The 19337-nt window shown below is 61.0% G+C and carries 22 protein-coding genes; 6 read left to right on the top strand and 16 right to left on the bottom strand.

The window, feature by feature from the left end:
• Nucleotides 1–136: 136 nt before the first annotated feature.
• From tolB to ybgC, 5 genes are all read right to left on the bottom strand, one after another.
• Nucleotides 137–1441 carry a Tol-Pal system beta propeller repeat protein TolB gene (tolB, locus tag LH464_RS15780; protein ID WP_226787354.1) on the bottom strand — a complete coding sequence of 435 codons (1305 nt, stop codon included), beginning with the start codon at nucleotides 1439–1441 and terminating at the stop codon, nucleotides 137–139.
• A gap of 20 nt (nucleotides 1442–1461) precedes the next feature.
• Nucleotides 1462–2583 (bottom strand): hypothetical protein, encoded by a 1122-nt coding sequence (locus LH464_RS15775; protein ID WP_226787353.1) that lies wholly within the window; start codon nucleotides 2581–2583, stop codon nucleotides 1462–1464.
• Between the two features lie 10 nt (nucleotides 2584–2593).
• A complete protein-coding gene (gene tolR / locus LH464_RS15770) occupies nucleotides 2594–3043 on the bottom strand; it encodes a protein TolR (RefSeq protein WP_226787352.1) in 450 nt (149 codons plus the stop codon).
• Between the two features lie 24 nt (nucleotides 3044–3067).
• Nucleotides 3068–3787 (bottom strand): protein TolQ, encoded by a 720-nt coding sequence (gene tolQ / locus LH464_RS15765; RefSeq protein ID WP_226787351.1) that lies wholly within the window; start codon nucleotides 3785–3787, stop codon nucleotides 3068–3070.
• 209 nt (nucleotides 3788–3996) lie between these two features.
• A complete protein-coding gene (gene ybgC / locus LH464_RS15760; RefSeq protein WP_226787350.1) occupies nucleotides 3997–4470 on the bottom strand; it encodes a tol-pal system-associated acyl-CoA thioesterase in 474 nt (157 codons plus the stop codon).
• A 123-nt stretch (nucleotides 4471–4593) separates the two neighbouring features.
• Between ybgC and LH464_RS15755 the strand changes: the two genes are divergently transcribed.
• The 4 genes from LH464_RS15755 (at nucleotide 4594) to LH464_RS15740 (ending at nucleotide 8886) form a co-directional block, all read left to right on the top strand.
• Nucleotides 4594–5814: an NAD-dependent epimerase/dehydratase family protein gene (locus LH464_RS15755; protein WP_226787349.1), complete on the top strand. Its 1221-nt coding sequence runs from the start codon at nucleotides 4594–4596 to the stop codon at nucleotides 5812–5814.
• Complete coding sequence (locus LH464_RS15750; protein WP_226787348.1) at nucleotides 5814–6677, top strand: glycosyltransferase; 864 nt, start codon at nucleotides 5814–5816, stop codon at nucleotides 6675–6677. The genes LH464_RS15755 and LH464_RS15750 overlap by 1 nt, the downstream gene beginning before the upstream one ends.
• Nucleotides 6674–7588 carry an NAD-dependent epimerase/dehydratase family protein gene (locus LH464_RS15745; RefSeq protein WP_226787347.1) on the top strand — a complete coding sequence of 305 codons (915 nt, stop codon included), beginning with the start codon at nucleotides 6674–6676 and terminating at the stop codon, nucleotides 7586–7588. The genes LH464_RS15750 and LH464_RS15745 overlap by 4 nt, the downstream gene beginning before the upstream one ends.
• A 98-nt stretch (nucleotides 7589–7686) precedes the next feature.
• Nucleotides 7687–8886, top strand: coding sequence for a hypothetical protein (locus tag LH464_RS15740; protein ID WP_226787346.1), 1200 nt, complete (start codon nucleotides 7687–7689; stop codon nucleotides 8884–8886).
• Between the two features lie 63 nt (nucleotides 8887–8949).
• On the opposite strand, the gene LH464_RS15735 is transcribed toward LH464_RS15740, so the two are convergent.
• From LH464_RS15735 to ruvC, 6 genes are all read right to left on the bottom strand, one after another.
• Nucleotides 8950–9459 (bottom strand): NUDIX hydrolase, encoded by a 510-nt coding sequence (locus LH464_RS15735; protein WP_390624992.1) that lies wholly within the window; start codon nucleotides 9457–9459, stop codon nucleotides 8950–8952.
• Between the two features lie 31 nt (nucleotides 9460–9490).
• A complete protein-coding gene (gene ruvB, locus LH464_RS15730; protein WP_226787344.1) occupies nucleotides 9491–10531 on the bottom strand; it encodes a Holliday junction branch migration DNA helicase RuvB in 1041 nt (346 codons plus the stop codon).
• 70 nt (nucleotides 10532–10601) lie between these two features.
• Entirely contained in the window at nucleotides 10602–11219 is a 618-nt protein-coding gene (gene ruvA, locus LH464_RS15725) for a Holliday junction branch migration protein RuvA (RefSeq protein WP_226787343.1), read from the bottom strand.
• A gap of 16 nt (nucleotides 11220–11235) precedes the next feature.
• Nucleotides 11236–11658, bottom strand: coding sequence for a type II toxin-antitoxin system VapC family toxin (locus tag LH464_RS15720; protein WP_226787342.1), 423 nt, complete (start codon nucleotides 11656–11658; stop codon nucleotides 11236–11238).
• A gap of 2 nt (nucleotides 11659–11660) precedes the next feature.
• Nucleotides 11661–11912, bottom strand: a complete 252-nt coding sequence (locus tag LH464_RS15715) for an AbrB/MazE/SpoVT family DNA-binding domain-containing protein (protein ID WP_226787341.1) — start codon at nucleotides 11910–11912, stop codon at nucleotides 11661–11663.
• A 56-nt stretch (nucleotides 11913–11968) separates the two neighbouring features.
• The gene (gene ruvC / locus LH464_RS15710) at nucleotides 11969–12481 is read right to left on the bottom strand and encodes a crossover junction endodeoxyribonuclease RuvC (RefSeq protein ID WP_226787340.1); all 513 of its coding nucleotides are present in this window, start codon (nucleotides 12479–12481) and stop codon (nucleotides 11969–11971) included.
• A gap of 201 nt (nucleotides 12482–12682) precedes the next feature.
• On the opposite strand from ruvC, the gene LH464_RS15705 reads away from it, so the two are divergent.
• The gene (locus LH464_RS15705; protein ID WP_226787339.1) at nucleotides 12683–13696 is read left to right on the top strand and encodes a methyl-accepting chemotaxis protein; all 1014 of its coding nucleotides are present in this window, start codon (nucleotides 12683–12685) and stop codon (nucleotides 13694–13696) included.
• 106 nt (nucleotides 13697–13802) lie between these two features.
• Nucleotides 13803–14801 (top strand): LLM class flavin-dependent oxidoreductase, encoded by a 999-nt coding sequence (locus tag LH464_RS15700; RefSeq protein ID WP_226787338.1) that lies wholly within the window; start codon nucleotides 13803–13805, stop codon nucleotides 14799–14801.
• A 21-nt stretch (nucleotides 14802–14822) separates the two neighbouring features.
• Here the strand turns inward: LH464_RS15700 and LH464_RS15695 are convergent, their stop codons facing one another.
• The 5 genes from LH464_RS15695 to LH464_RS15675 form a co-directional block, all read right to left on the bottom strand.
• Nucleotides 14823–15569: a YebC/PmpR family DNA-binding transcriptional regulator gene (locus LH464_RS15695; protein WP_226787337.1), complete on the bottom strand. Its 747-nt coding sequence runs from the start codon at nucleotides 15567–15569 to the stop codon at nucleotides 14823–14825.
• A gap of 102 nt (nucleotides 15570–15671) precedes the next feature.
• Nucleotides 15672–16523, bottom strand: coding sequence for an MBL fold metallo-hydrolase (locus tag LH464_RS15690; RefSeq protein ID WP_226787336.1), 852 nt, complete (start codon nucleotides 16521–16523; stop codon nucleotides 15672–15674).
• Between the two features lie 109 nt (nucleotides 16524–16632).
• The gene (locus LH464_RS15685) at nucleotides 16633–17457 is read right to left on the bottom strand and encodes a TIGR00282 family metallophosphoesterase (RefSeq protein WP_226787335.1); all 825 of its coding nucleotides are present in this window, start codon (nucleotides 17455–17457) and stop codon (nucleotides 16633–16635) included.
• A gap of 11 nt (nucleotides 17458–17468) precedes the next feature.
• A complete protein-coding gene (locus tag LH464_RS15680) occupies nucleotides 17469–18047 on the bottom strand; it encodes a 5-formyltetrahydrofolate cyclo-ligase (protein ID WP_226787382.1) in 579 nt (192 codons plus the stop codon).
• Nucleotides 18047–19336: a hemolysin family protein gene (locus tag LH464_RS15675; RefSeq protein ID WP_226787334.1), complete on the bottom strand. Its 1290-nt coding sequence runs from the start codon at nucleotides 19334–19336 to the stop codon at nucleotides 18047–18049. Before LH464_RS15675 ends, LH464_RS15680 begins: the two co-directional genes overlap by 1 nt.
• Nucleotide 19337: the final 1 nt, after the last annotated feature.

Below are 19337 nucleotides of genomic sequence, written 5' to 3'. Positions count from 1 at the left end.
CAGACTCTAACCCGTTTCGGTTAACCATATCCAAATGCGTATGGTTAATCTCCGATTCGGCGTCCCTTAAACCGCTCCTTTTCAGGAGATTGGGGCGGCAAAGAGGCGGAAAACCGCCCCTTCCCTCATTCCGCCATTATTCAAGCAGCGGTGACCAGGCCGGGTCCGAAGCGAACGCGGGTGTCTTGATCGCCTGCTCGTTGTAGCCGGTCAGGTCGATCGAGTAGAGCTGCGGTCCGCCTGCACCAGCATTCTGACGGAAGAACATCAGCACGCGGCCGTTCGGAGCCCAGGTGGGGCCTTCGTTGTGGAAACCTGTCGTCAGGATGCGCTCGCCGGATCCGTCGGGCTTCATGACGCCGATCGAAAACTTGCCGCCCGACTGTTTGGTGAAGGCGATAAGGTCGCCGCGCGGCGACCAGACCGGCGTCGAGTATGAACCGTCGCCGAAGGAGATACGCGTCTGGCCGGAGCCGTCTGCGCCCATCACGTAGAGCTGTTGGCGCCCGCCGCGGTCGCTTTCGAAGACGATCCGCGCGCCATCCGGCGAATAGGACGGCGAGGTATCGATGGCCGCAGTATTGGTCAGGCGCGTCGTCGTGCGCGAGCGCAGGTCCATCGTGTAGATATTGGAGTTTCCTTCCTGCTGCAGGCTCATGATAACCTTCTGGCCATCAGGCGAAAAGCGGGGAGCAAACGTCATGCCGGGGAAGTTGCCGACGACTTCACGCTGTCCTGTCTCCAGCTGAAGCAGGTAGACGCGCGGCTGATTGCCCTCGAAGGACATGTAGGTGACTTCCTGCCGGCTGGGCGAGAAGCGTGGCGTCAGGACGATGTCCTTGCTGTTGGTCAGCTGACGGACATTGAAACCATCCTGATCCATGATCGCGAGCTGGCGCTGGCGCGCAGTCTTCGGTCCGCTTTCGGAAACGAACACGACGCGGGTATCGAAGTAGCCCTTTTCACCGGTGACGCGCTCGTAGATCGCATCGGCGATGATGTGAGCGACGCGGCGCCAGTTCTCCGGCTGCGTGAAGAACTGCTGGCCGGTCATCTGCTGGCCCGCGAACGTATCCCACAGACGGAACTCGGCGCGAAGGCGGCCGTCGCTTTCGCGGGTAACCCGACCGGTCACCAGCGCCTGCGCATTGATGACCTTCCAGTCCTCGAAACGAGGCTGCTGATCCGGGTTGGCGATCTTCTCGATGAAGGCGCCCTTATCCACCGGTGCGAACAGGCCAGAGCGCTGCAGATCGGCAGCGATGACCTGGCTGATCTGTGCCCCAAGCTCGTTGCCGGAGATAAAGTCCGTCACTGCGATCGGCAGCGGCTCGACATTACCCTTGTTGATGTTGATCTCCACCACCGCGTGGGCCGGAGCAAACATCATTGTCATGCCCGCGAACGCGATCATCAGGCGGATGAAAGTGCGTTTCATCATAGTGTTCAGCCTTTCAGCTCTTAAAGCATTTCGCTGGGGTCGAAGTTCACGACAACCTCGTTCCAGGCATCGTATTTGTCGACGGGGAGGTTCTTGAACGGCGCCGAGCGCATGACGGCTCGCAGTGCGCTACCCTCGAGAGTGCGCCGGGCGGTGGGAGAACCGCCCGAGGCTGTGACTTCCGGGCGGCCTATGATCGCGCCGGTTTCGTCAAGTTTCATCGTAACTGTAATGATCACGCCGTCGGCACCTTCGATGCCGGCGATGATCGACCAGTTGTTCTGGATCTGGCCGCGAAGCGCGTCCATCTCGCTCTGACTGAGCGTCGAGCCACTGGTTGTCTTCTTGCCGCCCAGGGCGGCCGTCTCCGTCGAACGCTTGGCGCCACCGCCGGCGGCGTCCTGCTTGTTGAGGAGCGCTGCAATCTCGTCGGCGTTGAAGTCGCTCTCCTTGGAAGAGGTGGACTTGGCGGTCTCCTGCTTCTTGTCGGCAACCTTCTTGTCGCTCGGCTTCTCGGCAGCCTTCGGCGTTTCCGGCTTCTTTTCAGCCGGCTTTTCCGCAGGCTTGGCCTGCTCTTTCGGAGGCTCGGGCTTCGGGCGTGCGGCGGGAACCGGAACGGAACTCGGAAGGGGAATGTCGTCGGCGACCGCTTCCTCCGGTGCCGGTTCCGGCGTCGGCTCAGGGGTCGGCTTCGGCGCGACTTCGGGCTTTGCTTCCGGAAGCGCGGCCACTTCGGTGGGCTTTGGCGCCGTTTCCTCCGGCACGATTTCCTTGACCTCGTTGGTCTCGGTCGTCGGGTTCGGAAGTGGATTGTCGGTCTTCTCTGGCGCGGCGGCGACTTCGGTCTCGACCGGACGCTTGGAAGGTGTCGGCGGCGCCTTCAGATCGACGTCGTTGTCGCCGGCATTCTCGGCGTTCTCGACGATATTGGGCTTGGCTGTCGGCACCGGCGCGGATTTCTCGGCCATCGGTGCCTTCTTGTCACCCTGCTGGATCTGGGTGATGGATTCGACGGGAATGATGTCGACCGGCAGCGCCTCGACATCGGCCACGTCGAAAGAGGCCGGCGAGCCCAGCGAAACGAGGGCAAAGCCGAGCAACATGGAATGAACAACCAGCGATGTCCCAAGACTGCCCTTCATCGCGACCTGATCACTGCTCCTGTTCTTGCAACGTCACAAGGCCGATGTTCTTGAACCCGGCTGCGGAAATGCGTGCCATGACCTTCATCACCACGCCGTAGGCTGCGGTTGTATCGCCACGGACATAAATGCGTTCGTTGTAACCGGTGGTCGCGATTGCCTCGAGTTTCGGCACGACCTCGTCGACGTTGATTGCAGTTTCCTGCAGATAGATTTCGCCCGCCGGGTTGACCGAGATCGTGATCGGCTGCGTGTCGGCATTCATCGCACTCGCCTGCGTTTCCGGCAGGTCGATCGGCACGCCGACAGTCATCATCGGCGCCGCGACCATGAAGATGATCAGGAGCACGAGCATGACGTCGACGAGCGGCGTCACGTTGATCTCGCTGACAGGGCCGTTCCTGCGGCCGCGCCGCCTGCGGCCCCCGCCGCCACTCTTGGCTCCTCCAGACATACCCATCGGACTGGCTCCTTCTGAACCTACTTATTGCGCCGCCTGACGCGGTTGCAGCTTCTCGTCGATCTGCCGCGACAGGATCGCGGAGAATTCGTCGGCGAAGGCTTCCATGCGCGCCTGCAGCTTGCCGGCATCGGCAGTGAATTTGTTGTAGGCAATAACCGCCGGAATAGCGGCGACAAGGCCGATCGCAGTCGCAAGCAATGCTTCCGCGATACCCGGTGCCACGACGGCAAGATTGGTGGATTTCGAACCGGCAATCGCCTGGAACGATGTCATGATGCCGATGACGGTACCGAAAAGACCGATGAACGGACCGGCCGAACCGATGGTGGCCAGCGAGCCGAGACGCGATTCGTAGGTTTCCGCCTCGCGGCCCATGGTCACTTCCATGGCCCGGTCGATACGCATCTGCAGGCCGATCGGTGACCGTGCACCACGCTCGAAGCTCTTCTTCCACTCGCGCATTGCAGCAACGAAGATCGCCGCAAGGCCGCCGTTCTGGCGCTCGGCAAGAGTGCGATACAGTTCTTCGAGCGACTGCCCTGACCAGAAAACCTGTTCGAACTGATCGAACTGGCGCTTGGCCTTTCCGAAGGCGACATATTTGTCGATAACGATCGCCCAGGTCCAGACCGACGCACCCAGCAAACCGATCATGACCAGTTTGACGATCAAACCAGCCTGCATGAACAACGCCCAAAGACTGACGTCGTGGGCCGCTGCAGCCAAACCTACCTCTTCCATCTATCCAATATCCCCGAATCCAAACGCCCGGCACGGGACCGGGCGGGTTCAAAAGCGCTCTCGCGATATTCCATGGCCGCTGGTTGCGCTTACCCCAAGGTGCCCTGAGCTTTCAGCATGGCTTCTCGCTGTCAATTTTGGTCAAAGGAAGGCGTGCATCGCACAATTTCCTCGCGTATCAGTAAGACATCATTATCGTTAATAATGCGTTACGACGAAGGGCCTTCAGTCTGTGCCGCAGGATGCCCCAGAAACTTTTCCGCGATCGCCTCCGGCAGGCGGCGCGGACGGCCGTTCTTGTTGATGACGGCGATCACCACCTTTGCTGCAATCAGCAGCGTATCGCCCCGGCGGATCTCCTGGCTCAGCACCATCTTGGCGCCTCCGGCTTTCTCCGTCCCCGTCAGGATCGTCAGTACGTCGTCCATTCTGGCCGGGGTCTTGAAATCGATCTCCATGCGGTGAACGACGAAGACCAATCCTTCCTCATCCGCGATGAGGAGATCGCTCTGCTGGCAGCCAAGGCAGCGCAGATAATCTGTCCGGCCCCGTTCCAGAAAATGCAGGTAGCGGGCGTGATACACGAGGCCGGAGAAGTCCGTGTCTTCGTAATAGACCCGCTGCACCAGCCGGTGCCCGCTTTCCACCAACTCACCGGATAGAAGAAAATTCTCGTTCGTCATCGTCATGCCTTAGTGGATTGTACTCAATCACCGCGTGGCAGAGGAACGGCCCTGCGCTATTGTCTTCTTGTCACATAGTTTCCCTATCAGGAAACCGGGCCTGACAACCAGCGGAGTTGATCCATGAAGATAGCAATCCTCGGCGGCGACGGTTTCGTTGGCTGGCCTACGTCCCTTCACCTTTCGGACGCGGGCCACGAGATCCATATCCTCGACAATCTGTCGCGCCGCTGGATCGATACTGAACTGGGCGTGCAGTCGCTGACCCCGATGGACTCGATCCAGGAACGGACCCGCGTCTGGCATGCCGAAACCGGTCGCCGGATCCATTTTCACCTGATCGACCTCGCCAAGGATTACGAACTGCTGAAGGGCTGGCTTGCCAGGCACCGGCCGGATGCCATCATTCATTTCGCGGAACAGCGCGCCGCTCCCTATTCGATGAAGAGCGACCGGCACAAGAACTACACCGTAAACAACAATGTCAACGCCACCCATAACCTGCTGAACGCCATGGTGGAGCTCGATCTCGACGCGCACCTCCTGCATCTCGGCACGATGGGCGTCTACGGCTATTCGACAGTTGGTGCCGCGATCCCGGAAGGCTACCTGCCGGTCGGTATAGAGACTATGGACGGGCGGACGGTTTCCCAGGACATCCTCTACCCCAGCAATCCCGGCTCGATCTACCACATGACCAAGTGCCTGGATCAGCAGCTTTTCGCCTTCTACGCCAAGAACGATGGCCTGCGGATCACCGACCTGCACCAGGGCATCGTCTGGGGCACGCACACGGAACAGACCCGCCGCCATGCACAATTGGTCAACCGCTTCGACTATGACGGCGACTACGGCACCGTGCTGAACCGCTTCCTCATCCAGGCGGCAATCGGCTATCCCCTCACGGTCCACGGCACGGGCGGCCAGACACGCGCCTTCATCCACATCCAGGATTCGGTGCGCTGCATCGAAATCGCGCTCAACAATCCGCCGGCCCGTGGTGGCCGCGTCGAGATCTTCAACCAGATGACCGAGACGCACCGCATTCGCGATCTGGCCGAGATGATTTCGAAAATGACCGGTGCGCAGATCGCCTGGCTTCCCAACCCGCGCAAGGAAGCGCCCGAAAACGACCTCGTGGTGAAGAACGAGAAATTCCTCGGCCTGGGACTGCAGCCAACGACCTTGGGCGAAGGCCTGCTTGACGAGATCGTCGACGTTGCGAAGAAATTCGCCTATCGCGTCGATCGCTCGCGCGTTCCGGCCGTCTCCGCCTGGACCAAGGATATCGCCGCCAAGGTCGAGCACGATCCGGAAGGCCTGCGGCTGAAGTCAGTCTCCTGATGGCCCCCTCCGCCAGCGCGCATGGCATCCGCACCGCCTCCCCTGCTCGTAGCGACAGGGCATTCGTGACGCTGGTCACCAATGCGGACTACGCCATGGGCGCGGCAGCGCTTGCCCGCTCCATCAACCACACCGGCAGCAGGGCCGACATCGTCGTGCTTCATACTGGCGGGGTGGCGGTGGACGCCCTTGCACCTCTGGCCGGCCTCGGCTGCCGTCTGGTGGAGGTAGAGCATCTGCCGCTCTCCGATGCATTCAACGAGCGCCACGCGCGCAAGAACATCCATGGCGCCGCCCCCTTCACGAAGGGCCGCAAGCCGGACTTCCACACGCCGCTCGACAACTTCTGCAAGCTACGGCTCTGGCAGCTTACGGAATACCGGACCTGTGCGTTTATCGACGCGGACGCCTTGGTGCTGCGCAACGTCGACAAACTGTTCGACTATCCGGAATTTGCCGCCGCGCCGAACGTCTACGAAAGCCTTGCCGATTTCCATCGGCTGAACTCCGGCGTTTTCGTTGCCAAGCCGTCGCTCCAGACATTCACGCAGATGCTGGACCGCCTCGACCAGCCGGATGCCTTCTGGCAACGCACCGACCAGACATTCCTCCAGACGTTCTTTCCCGACTGGCACGGCCTGCCGGTGTTTATGAACATGCTGCAATATGTGTGGTTCAACATGCCCGACATCTGGGATTGGAAGAGCATCTCGATCCTGCACTTCCAGTACGAGAAGCCTTGGGAGACCGATCATCCCAAGGCGGACCGGCTGCGTCCGCTGATCGACCTGTGGCATGACTTCCACGACGGACGCGACATTCCAGACATTGCTGCCCTTCCCAACCCGGGCTCCACCCGATGAAAGTTCTCGTCTCCGGCGGCTCCGGCCTCGTGGGTCGCTATATCGTCAACGGGCTGTTGCAGGCCGGATATGATATCGTGGTGGGCGGAAGGACGCCGGCACCACCGAGCTGGTTCGTCAAGCCCGCCGACTTCGTGCCGCTCACGCTCGATCCCGACAAAGACCAGTGCTCCGCCTTCAACGGTATGGATGCCTTCGTTCATGCCGCCTTCGACCACCTGCCCGGAAAATACCGTGGCGGCGAAGGCGGGGATCCCGCCCGCTTCCGCCGCCTCAATCTGGATGGAACGGTCAGGCTCTTCGAAACGGCGAAGGTGACCGGCATCGGTCGTGCCGTCTTTCTGTCGAGCCGCGCCGTCTACGACGGGCTGCCGCCCGAAGCGCTGCTTTCAGAAGATGCGGTTCTCCAGCCAAGCTCGCTGTATGGCGAAATCAAGTTCGCCGCCGAGCGCGCAATTGCCGAACTCGCCAGCCCCTCTTTCGTGACCGCCAGCCTGCGCTTGACCGGCGTCTACGGCGACCTTCGCCCCAACAAGTGGGACGGGCTCTTCGCCGACTATCTGGCGGGCCGCCCCATTGCTCCTCGCGCAGGCACAGAGGTGCACGGCCGTGACGTCGCGTCCGCGATGCAACTGATGCTGGAGGCCGACATCGGAGACATCAATGGCCGAGCCTTCAATGTCTCCGACATCGTGGTCAAAACGGCCGACCTCCTCCCGCGCGTTCCGACCCGTCGTGACGCTGCAGGGCAACCGGCGAGGCCCATGGACATCGAGCGGATTTCGACCTTGGGTTGGACATCCGGCGGATATCCCCTTTTGGAAAAGACGCTCCGGGAACTCTATCGAGCCTACCGAATAGATGACCGACCGGAAATTCTCGTTTTGGCTGCATTAAAAAATATAAAATAACCTCTGGTTGTATTTTCAAAATCTGATTAAACTCTCTGCGTGCGTAACGCGCACCGGCGCCGTGGCTGGTTCACGGTACTCGATAGGGAGAAGCATCAATGCCCATTGAAACTCTCAATCCGGATGTCTGGAAGCTGGTTGGCCACCTGGACGGCACGTGGACCGGTAACGGCGGGGAAAACTATGGTTGGGGAAGCGTGCCCACCAAGAACCAGACACTGACGGCCGCAGCAATCCTTGGAGTTTATAAACTGCAGCAAGGCGATCAAAGCCAACTCAAAGACTATTACCTGGTCGTGGGCGACACCTATCACGGCATTCAGGGATCTCCCGCCAACCCGTCCGCCAACTGGGTTTCGGTAGGGTTCTATGCCAATTACATGAACCTTGAGCTCCGATGCACCACACCCGATGCGAGGGTGCTGACATTCGGCCCCAACAGCACGGTCGAGCAGGCGACAATCAGTTTCTCGGTCGGCGGGGAGTTGAGCGGCGAGGGTGGATCGGAAGGAGGCAAGGGAGGAGGATCCCTGAGCGCGAGCGTCGGCGTGAGCTTCACGGCATCCGAAGTTTCGTTTGCTGCTCGCCCCGCGACGAGATCCATATCCTGGAACACGAGCCTTCCCGGCGTCGGCTGGATCAGCTCTGCCATCCCGCCGAACCCCGCCAAACCGTCCTATGCAGGCTACCTCTGGAACCCGGCGGTGATCTTTGAACTCCCCCAGGGAAAAATACCGGCGCTTGAAGGTACGTTTATCGTCGATTTCGAATACAACTGGACGCGAGGCATACGGAAGCGGTGGTTCGATACGCCTATCGCGCTTCGCTATCAGCCGGAGGAGCCCGCGATCGCTACAAAAGCGAAGCTTCCCACCATCCTTGAACGCCTGACAGAATTAGGTGCAACTCCAGGAACGCAGGGGCGCTCCGACACCTTCCTGGCCGCGCTCCGGAATTCCGGAGCCATCAAGGGCTTTGACGACAGCACCGTGAAGCTGCTCGTCATCGCCCCCACAAACCAAGCCATCGAGGGCTATTTCACCACCAACCCAGAGGTTGCAGCAGCTGCGGTCTCACCCACAAACGCTCGATGGCTGGAGGATTTTCTCGGTGAGAGGATCAAGCCTCTGGGCGGAGACACGCTGAGCCCGGACACCCTCGCCCGACTTCAGAAGGCGACCAAATCTCAGGGAGAATGGTTCGAATGCGCCGATGGCACGCTGCACCTCACGGATGAGTACGAGGTGGACGCAAACCTGTTGAGCGCAGCGGATGAAGTCCTTCATTCCAGCAAGTAACCTTCTGTCGGAGCGGCGCGCCGTTGCCGCTCCGGCACAAACACCGGCGACTTTCGCTCTTCGTCAGCGCCGGAAGGCTTTCCGCGATGCCTCGGAATCGAGATTATTGTCGTGCCAGACGACATGGCGGGTCGATGCCGGCAAGGTCTCTATTTCGTCAGCGATGAAGTAAGGCGGGATATCAAGAGCCTTCAAGGCTTCGGTCGTCGCCGGCACCCACTTGAATTCCAACTCATGCGTATCGACAACGCGATGGACGATATCGGTCGAATGAAACGGGAAGCTCTCGGGCAGCTCCATGAGATAGTAGAAGCCGAGTTCGTGCCAGTCACGGTCCTCATAGTGGAAGAAGTTCTCCACCACCCACAACAGCCGGCCGACGGTCACCTCGACGCCCAGTTCCTCGATCATTTCCCGATGCAGCGTCTGCGCACTTTCCTCGCCGAACTCCGCCCGTCCGCCCGGCAGGGTCCAGAACGCTTCGTGTCTCGCGCGATGTACCAGCAGATGGCCATCCCGAAACGCCAGACCCGCAATCCGCATCTGGAAGATGCGCTTCGGCTTCAGCTTCATCCGAAGTCGCAGGTCTTGCACCTTGTCCTTCTTACTCATCGTCGAAACTGATCCTGAACTGCGCCGCTTCGAGATCCTTGGGCGGCTGCAGGCCGAGGTGCTTCCAGGCATTCGCCGTCAGCACCCGGCCGCGAGGCGTGCGCTGGATGAAGCCCTGCTGGATCATGTAGGGCTCGATGATATCCTCGATCGCATCGCGCGGCTCCGAGAGACCTGCAGCGATCGTCTCGATCCCGACCGGCCCGCCACCAAAATTTACCGCGATCATGTTGAGATAGCGCTTGTCGAGCTGGTCGAAGCCCATGTTGTCGACCAGCAGTCGGGTCAGAGCCTGGTCCGCGATTTCCCTGGTAACCGCTTCCGCCCGCGCCACTTCGGCGAAGTCGCGCACGCGCCGCAGAAGCCGCCCCGCGATACGCGGCGTACCGCGCGCGCGCCGGGCGATCTCGCGGGCACCGTCGTCAGTCATGCCAAGGCCCATCATCCGCGCACCGCGCCGGACGATCAGCTCGAGCTCCTCGACCGTGTAGAAGGAAAGCCGCACCGGAATGCCGAAGCGGTCGCGCAGCGGCGTGGTCAGGAGGCCGAGGCGCGTTGTCGCCGCAACCAGCGTGAACTTCGACAGGTCGATTTTCACGGAACGGGCAGCCGGCCCCTCGCCGATGATGAGGTCGAGCTGGAAATCCTCCATCGCCGGATAAAGGATTTCCTCGACAGCCGGATTGAGCCGGTGGATCTCGTCGATGAAGAGCACGTCGCGCTCTTCGAGATTGGTCAGGAGTGCAGCGAGGTCTCCCGCCTTGGCGATCACCGGACCGGAGGTCGAGCGGAAATTCACGCCCAATTCCTTCGCCATGATCTGCGCCAGCGTCGTCTTGCCAAGCCCCGGCGGTCCGACGAACAGGACGTGATCGAGCGCCTCACCGCGGTTCTTCGCCGCCTCGATGAAAACCTTCAGATTGGCACGCGCCTCGGCCTGGCCGGTAAATTCGTCCAGCGACTGCGGGCGAAGCGTCGTGTCCAGGTCTTCGCCCCGCTTTTCCGGCGATATCAGGCGAGCGGCATCATTCATCAGTTCATTTCCGTTCGAAACTCTTGTCGATCAATACACGAAGGCGACTGCTTTGACACGTACGGCTCTGCTACCGCGCCAGTTCCTTCAACCCGAACCGGATCAGCTTGGCGCTGTCAGCCCCCTCACCCGCCGTCTTCATCGCAGCCGCGACGGCATTTGCCGCCTGATCGCGCGAATAGCCGAGATTGGTGAGTGCCGATACGGCATCGGACACCGGAGCGGAGGCGACGCCTTCGCCGAGTTCCTGCTTGAAACCAATCGTGCCGGCGGCATCTCCGGCAAACGCCGGCGCCTTGTTCTTTAGCTCGGTCACGATCCGAACCGCAACCTTCGGGCCGACACCCGGCGCCCGCGATACCACCGTCTTGTCCTGCAGCGCGATGGCGTTGGCAAGCTCCGACGGCGTCAGCGTTGACAGCACCGCCAGCGCCACCTTGGCGCCAACGCCCTGAACGCTCTGAAGCAGGTTGAACCACTCACGTTCCAGCGCCGACAGGAAGCCGAAGAGCTTCAGCTGGTCCTCGCGGACGTAGGTCTCGATGAAGAGGACAATCGCCTCTCCCGCTGAACCCATGCGCGACAGGGTGCGCGCCGAACAGAACGCTTCGTAGCAGACGCCATGCACGTCCACGAGGACGTAGTCGTCGCCGATCTCGTCAATGGTACCTTTGAGCTTGCCGATCATGGAATGTGTCCGCCAACTAGGAATTCAAGGGATGGGTTTCGGGAGTGATCAGGGGCACGTCCGGAAAATATAAGCGATAGCCCTTCGGATCACGTGTCAGGATCGCATAACCTCGAATGGCTGCATGGGCCCCGATCAAAAAGTCGGGCGGCACGCGGTCGCGCGCGCCTCCGCCGTTGCGGTACACTCGAAACGCGGCGCCCGCGGCAAATGCGGCGGCCCACGGAAGGCTTTCACGCCGAAATTCCCGCTCGGGCAACAGATAGTCCACTGCGTCGATATCGTCGTATCGAACTGAAAACTCTGCGTAGATAATCGGGTTGATCGTCAGCGGCTCACTGTTCCCAACTCGAGCAAGCATGCTGCGGGACCAGGACAGCCAGACCGGATCGCGCACCGCGATATCCACCAGCACGTTCGTATCGACAAGAACCGCCAAGGCTATCGATCCCGCGTCATGCGCATCAGAGCCTCGGCATCCATCTCCGGATCGCCCGTACCTTCCAGACGTTTCAGCGTCTTCATGAGGCCATCAAGCCGTTCGCGTTCCTGCTCTCGCCTCGGGTCATTCTTCGGAGCAACCGTCAACCGGCCGTTCTCGATGCTGAAAACAACCTCGGAATTGGGCTCGATGCCAGTCAATTCCCGCAGGTCGCGAGGGATTGTCACCTGCCCTTTCGATGTCACGCGCATGGCTTTCTCCTTCTATGTAAGAAATATCCTTACTTCCGGAACAAGTCAAGAACATCCTATGCGCCGGCCAACACCCTCCGCATCCGCTCGCCGCCGCGGTTGTGGGCGTGGCAGATGGCAATCGCCAGCGCATCGGCGGCATCATCGCCCTTGAACTCGGCCTTTGGCATGAGGATCTTCAGCATCATGTGGATCTGCTTCTTCTCACCGTGCCCGACGCCGATCACGGCCTTCTTCACCGCATTGGGCGCATATTCCGACACCCGCAGACCGGCACGCGCGGGCACCAGCATCACGACGCCACGGGCCTGCCCCAGTTTCAGCGTCGCCACCGCATCCTTGTTGACGAAGGTCTGCTCGACCGCCGCCTCATCCGGTTGATAGGCATGCACGACCTCGGCCAGTCCATCGTGCAGCTGGCAGAGCCGGGAGGCCAGATCCAGGTCTCCATCGGAGGTCACTGTGCCCGAGGCCACGAAGCGGAGGCTGTTGCCAAGCGTCTCGATGACCCCCCAGCCGGTGCGGCGCAGGCCCGGATCGATACCAATGATGCGAATCGCGTCTGTCATGCCGGCCACCCTATCCTTCAAGGAAAAGGAGTGCCACGCGGAAGTGAACAAAACAAAAACAAACCGCACTTCCGGCATGAACCGCCCGTTAACCCTAACGGCCGAGTCTCGTGCAAAAGCGCATACTCATGTGCAACACTCTTCCCGCTGACGAATTACGTCGTCAGAACCTTACGCATACGGAATCATGAGGAGGCCGACATGCGAGATCGAGACAGACTCGAAAGCGAACTGCTGGAACTTCGAGCCGTGGCCGATGCTCTCGACAGCAGTCTTCGCAGACTTGCCACTGGCGACATACATCAGAACCTGGACGCACCGTTTCCCCGGTCCCTCGACGGCATGAGGAAGGATTTCAACCGCGGCCTCGCATCGGTCAGCACGACGATCGACGGGATACTCAGCCGCACGCGTGAGCTCCGCGCCGAATCCGCAGACCTGCGGGAGGGACTGAAGCAAATTGCGGACGACGAGGAGCAACGGTCGTTGGTCGTTGCCAGCACCGTCGCCGGCCTGGCCGGCGCAGCGGATGCCAGCCGCACCCAATCCACCCATGCCGACCACATTTCGACAATTCTTCATAATGCCCGCCTCGACTTGGATCGACCGAAGCTGGCGGCCTTCAAGGTCAACAAGGACGTGCAGCAAACCTGCCAGTCCCTGGCTCAGTTGAAGGGTCTGGTTGAGGATGCGAAGTCGATGCTGCGGGAGGCATCGCTCATCGCCCTGAACGGAGGCGTCAATGCCGCGCACGAGGGTGACCCGGGCCAGGAAGCACTTGGTCACGCCAAGAGCCTCCATACCCTGACCCAGCAGATCGGCTCGACCGTCGAGGCGATCAGCGAAGCAACCGACCACGCTCTGGGATCTTCGGTATCGGCAGCGGAAGCTGCAGATCAGCTAAGTCGCGAATTCGACGCGCTGGATCTCTATGTCGAGGCAGCCGATTCCCAGGTCCAGGCGCTTGGCGAAATATCGCAGCGGCAGGAAGCTTTTCTGAATGCCCTTCGCACCGACCTGGCATCGACCACTCGCAGAAACACGGACGTGGAAACCGGCGACACGTCGCCGGGAACACATCTCGATGCGATCGATCGGGCCGCGGCGGAAATCGAACGGCAGGCGGGCCGCTTTACGCCAGTCAGGGTCCTTACCCCACCGACCAGCCCATCGCCGCCGGGCACCCGTTCGCACCTGCGGCTGGTGAAAACCTGATCCGACACGACATCGCCGCCCGGCGATGTCCACCTGGCTCTCGTATTGGCGGATCGAATGCCTACATGGGTAATTCGATCCGCCCGATACCCCTCAGGATTTCCCCATGATTCCCTTTTCCATTCTTGATCTCTCGCCGGTTCCCGAAGGGCTGGAGGTTCGTGACGCGCTCGACCAGTCCCGTCGCATGGCCATTCAGGCGGAGGCCTCCGGCTTTAATCGCCTTTGGCTCGCCGAACACCACGGCATGCCGGGCATTGCAAGTGCTGCAACCTCGGTGGTGATTGGTCACGTTGCTGCCGCGACGAACCGCATCCGTGTCGGCTCCGGTGGAATTATGCTGCCGAACCACTCGCCACTGGTGATCGCCGAGCAGTTCGGAACACTGGCGGCACTATTCCCGGGCCGCATCGACCTCGGACTCGGCCGGGCGCCCGGCACCGACATGCGCACGGCCCGGGCACTTCGCCGCAATATGGAGGCAGGTGCCGAGAATTTTCCGCATGATATCGTCGAGCTTCAACGCCTGCTGGGACAGCCGGCCGAGGACCAGCCGATCCTCGCTATCCCCGGTGCCAACTCGAACGTGCCGCTGTGGCTGCTCGGTTCGAGCCTCTACAGCGCCCATCTGGCTGCGGCTCTCGGGCTCCCCTACGCCTTTGCTTCCCACTTCGCGCCCGACATGCTTATCGATGCGCTGGCCATCTATCGCGAGCGCTTCCAGCCTTCGGATGTACTCGACAAGCCCTATGTGATGGTCGGCGTCATGGGTGTTGCAGCCGACACCGACGAAGAGGCCGCAAGGCACTTCACCTCGGCTCAGCAGCAGTTCATCAACCTTCGCCGCAACGTGCGGGGCAAATTCCCCCGTCCGGTCGAGACGATGGACGGCATGTGGTCGGACATGGAGCGGATGAACGTCGAGCACACGCTTCGCTATGCGGCGGTCGGGTCACCGGCGAGCATCGAAGCCAGGTTGTCGGATTTCCTGCGCGAGACCGGCGCTGACGAACTAATCGTCTCGATGCCGATCCACGACATCGATGCACGGCTGAAGTCGGTGGAACTGTTCGCCACCCTGCCGCTGATGGAGAAGGCGCTGTAGCGCCCTCTCCCAGACTTTATATCAGGCCGAGAGCTTGGCCATGACTTCGTCGGATACTTCGAAGTTCGAATAGACGTTCTGGACGTCGTCATCGTCTTCCAGCGTGTCGATGAGCTTCATCAGCGACTGAGCCTTCTCCTCGTCCACCGGAACGGTATTCTGCGGCTTCCAGACCGTCTTGACGGTCTCGGCCTCGCCGAGGCTCGCTTCCAGCGCCTTGGTGACTTCACCGAGGCTTTCGAACGCGCAGATGATGCTGTGGCCGTCTTCGTCGGTCACGACGTCATCGGCACCCGCTTCGATGGCGGCTTCCATAACCGCGTCCGCGTCGCCAACCGAGAGCTTGTAGGTGATTTCGCCGACATGGTCGAAGGAGAAGGAAACGGAGCCCGTTTCGCCGAGTGCGCCACCGGCCTTGGTGAAGGTCGAGCGCACGGAGGACGCGGTACGGTTGCGGTTGTCCGTCAGCGCCTCGACGATGACAGCGACGCCGCCCGGACCGTAGCCTTCGTAGCGGACCGCATCGTAGTTTTCTGCGTCAGCGCCCGAGGCCTTCTTGATGGCCCGGTCGATATTGTCCTTGGGCATGGACTGCGCCTTGGCGTTTTGAATTGCCAGGCGCAACGCGGAATTCGCGTCGGGGTCAGGCAGCCCCGTCTTTGCAGCGACGGTTATCTCGCGCGCAAGCTTTGAGAACATCTTGGAACGGATCGCATCCTGGCGACCCTTCCGATGCATGATGTTTTTGAACTGTGAATGGCCAGCCATGGCACCCCTGATCAGGTCTAATTTCGCGGAATGGGCGCGTTATAGTTTCGAAGGGGCTCGGATTCAAGCGGCTCTCACCGTTAATACCTTCGCTAACCGCGCTTACATGCCCAGCGGAACGATGATCGTCGGGCGTTTCGGCAGCGTCCTCATCGAAATGCGCAGCGTCGGTTCCCTCGCATAGGTCACGGCAAATTTTCCGCCCATCATGCCAAGGAACCGGTCGAGGCCGGATGGCTGGTGCATCGGCAGGATCAGCGATGACCTCAGCCGTTCCACGACCCGGCTCATGCTGTCCGCGCCCATCGTCAAACCCCCATCCACCGGCACCATCAGGATGTCGAGCCGGCCGATCTCGGTATAATGGCCCTCGGTAAGCTCATGGTGCAGATGTCCCAGATGGCCGATACACAGACCGGCCACCTCGAAGATGAAGATCGAGTTTCCGTTCTCCTCGAACCCGCCGCCCCAGGACCGTATGTCGGTGGTGACGTTGCGGATATAGGCATCCCCGACCACGACGTTGTGCCGAGCCTTTTCGCCCGGCACGTCGCTCCAGCCCGGCAGCACCTGATCGATGTCCGGGTCCGGATTGAATGTATAGTGGGTCGAGTGTGCCCTGTTCATCGTGATGACATCCGGGACGCGCGACGGCTTGTAGACGCCGCTGTAGTCGGTCGCGATGCCGATGCCGCCCGGGGTTTCGATAAAATAGGTCGAATGACCGACATAAGTGATGTCCACCGTCTCCCTGTCCGCAAGGGCTGATTTCGGGTCAGCCTGCGTAAGTACGACTGGAAGAGGAGTGCTGCCGGAGGAGAAACTTGCAAAACTCGCGCCGGGAACTGCCTGCGCGATCGCCTGGCACTGGCTGACCGTCATTGGCGCATCCTGCGCCTTGAGGACTGATGCCGTCATGCAGAAAAGAGCAAATACGACCGTCCGCAGCATCATGCCACTCCCTGATCCGTTGCAGGGCGGCAGGATGAGGCAAGCACAAGGGACGGTCCAGCGGGTTCCCCTTCGGAAACCTCACATTTCTGTCATTTGCCGGACCTGGGTGTCAGTTCCAGAACGACGGCACGGTCTCGGCGAGACGGGGCCCGATCCGGAGCGGCGCTATTTTCTCGGCTAGGCCCGAACTGTCGGAGATCTCGATCCCGAGCCCGCAGATGGTCGCCGGACCGCTCGCCGCCTCGAAACGGCTCTTCGGCATCTTCGAGATGAACCGGTTCAACGGCTCTTCCTTCTCCATGCCAAGCGAGCTGTCGTAGTCACCGCACATGCCGGCATCCGACATATAGCCGGTCCCGCCGTTGAGGATTTGGCAGTCGGCAGTCGGGACATGCGTGTGGGTGCCGACGACAAGGCTCGCCCGTCCGTCGACGAAATGACCGAAACACTGCTTCTCGCTGGTTGCCTCCGCGTGGAAGTCGAAGACAATCGCATCCGCCTGCTCCTTGAGCGGGCATGCCGCAAGGATGGCTTCGGCGCTCTTGAAGGGATCGTCGAGTTCCGGGTGCATGAAGACGCGGCCCATCACGTTTGCGACGAGTACCCGTGCGCCGTTGCGCGCATAATAAATGCCGGAGCCGCGGCCGGGTGTTCCGGAGGGATAGTTGGCCGGGCGCAGGAACTGGTCGTGACGCTCGGAAAAGCCGACCGCCTCCTTCTGGTCCCAGACATGGTTGCCGGTGGTGACCACATCGGCACCGGCATTGATCGTTTCGAGGAATATGTCCTCGGTAATGCCAAAGCCGCCCGCTGCATTCTCGCCGTTGACGATGACGAAGTCGAGCCGGAGGTCGGACACCAGGCCCGGCAATTTTTCCCAGACTGCCGTTCGTCCGGTCTTTCCGACCATATCACCCAGGAAGAGAAGTCGCATGCCTATCCAATCTACGTATCGACGATCCGAAACCCGCTTTCCGTCAGCAGCGACTGCAACCGGACGTCATGGGGTTCCGCGGGGACTGATGCCACTTCCTGGCAATCGAAAGCAATCCCGATCAGCCTGGGCTCCAGCCCTTTTTCATGAAGACGGGCGATGGCGCGGTCGTAATAGCCTCCACCATAACCGATCCGATGCCCGGCCAGATCGAACGCCGCCATGGGCACCAACATCACCTGCGGGTCAAGAACGGCGGCATCCGGCCCCGGAGCCGAGGTGCCAAAACCGCAATCGATCAGCTCGGCGCCGGGCACGAGCTCCCGAAAGACGATCCTTACCTTGTCGAGGATGACCGGCACGCATATGCGCGCTCCCCTGGTCCGAAACGTCGCCATCAGCGGCCGGAGGTCGACCTCCGACCGAATGGGCAGGAACCCGGAAATCACCGTGCCGGGATCGAAGCCCACGGTATTTTCGCCATATCCGGCGATGGCGAGACTCTTTTCGATCCGTTCGTCGGTCGGAATGGCGTCCCGCGCCGCAAGACGACCCGCTCGCAGCTCAGCCTTGAGCTGGCTCGCGGGTATCAATCCGACTTTCCTTCCGTCCTGCAGACCAGCAGCTTGTCGATTCGGCGACCGTCCAGATCGATCACTTCGAAGGACCAGCCCTGTCGCTCGAAACGCTCCCCGAGTTCGGGAAGATGCTTCAACTCGTCAAGAACGAAGCCCGCGACTGTCTCGTAATCGGGCTGGCCATCAACCCGGAAACCCATCTGATGGGAGAATTCGTCGATCGGCATCCAGCCGGCGACGAGGAACGAACCATCCTCGCGGGCCGTCACGGCGGGCTCTTCCGCGTCGTCTTCCTGGAAGACACCGGTGATCGCCTCGAGAACGTCACCGGAGGTGATGATCCCTTCGAAATGCCCGTATTCGTCATAGACGAGTACCATGTGCGACGATGCGCGCCTGAGCGACTGGATGACGTCCATGGCGCCCGTCAGATCCGACACCACCGTCGCTTCGCGCATGAGCGAGCGAATGTCTAAGCCCTTGCCGGTTGCCATGAATTCATAGGCATCCTTGACGAAGAGCACGCCGAGGATCTCGTCGGAACTCCCGTTGCGAACAGGAAGCCGCGAACGCTGCGTCAGCCGCAACTGCTCGCGGATCTCTTCCGCGTCGTCCTCGATATCGATGACCTCGACATCGCGGCGCGGTGTCATGAGGCCGCGCGCTGCCCGGTCTGCAAGCCGCATCACGCCGGAGATCATCGCCGATTCCTCGTTTTCGATGACACCTGCACTCTGCGCTTCCGCAAGAACGGTACGGATTTCCTCGTCGGTCATCCGATCTGCCGACTCGCCCTTCTGGCCAAGCAGGCCGAGGACGAAGCGTCCGGAGATATCCAGCAGCCACACCAGCGGCGCGCCGATCCTGGCGACCCATGTCATGGCCGGCGCCACGCGTGCGGCAACCGATTCTGGAGCACGAAGCGCGATCTGCTTCGGCACGAGTTCACCGACGATCAAAGAGAGATAGGTGATGGCAATCACGACCGTGACAACGCCGAGCGCATCCGACCAGTTGTCCGGCACACCCTGCAATTTCAGCCAGCCGGCAAAGCGCGCGCCCAGTGTTGCGCCCGAAAAGGCACCGGACAGGACACCCACAAGGGTAATGCCGATCTGGACTGAGGACAGGAAGCGGCCCGGATCTTCGGCCAGTTGCATGGCCATCCTGGCTCCCCGGTTTCCCTGGTCTGCCATGAGCTTGAGGCGAACCGGGCGGGAGGATACGACAGCGAGTTCAGACATAGCCAACACGCCGTTCAGAACGGTGAGGGCTAGGACGATTAATATCTCAGTTAACAAG

This window comes from Pseudorhizobium xiangyangii (assembly GCF_020531965.1).
Lineage (GTDB): Bacteria > Pseudomonadota > Alphaproteobacteria > Rhizobiales > Rhizobiaceae > Neorhizobium > Neorhizobium xiangyangii.
The sequence above is the reverse complement of the archived record's forward strand: the minus strand, read 5'-3'. Positions and strand labels throughout refer to the sequence as shown.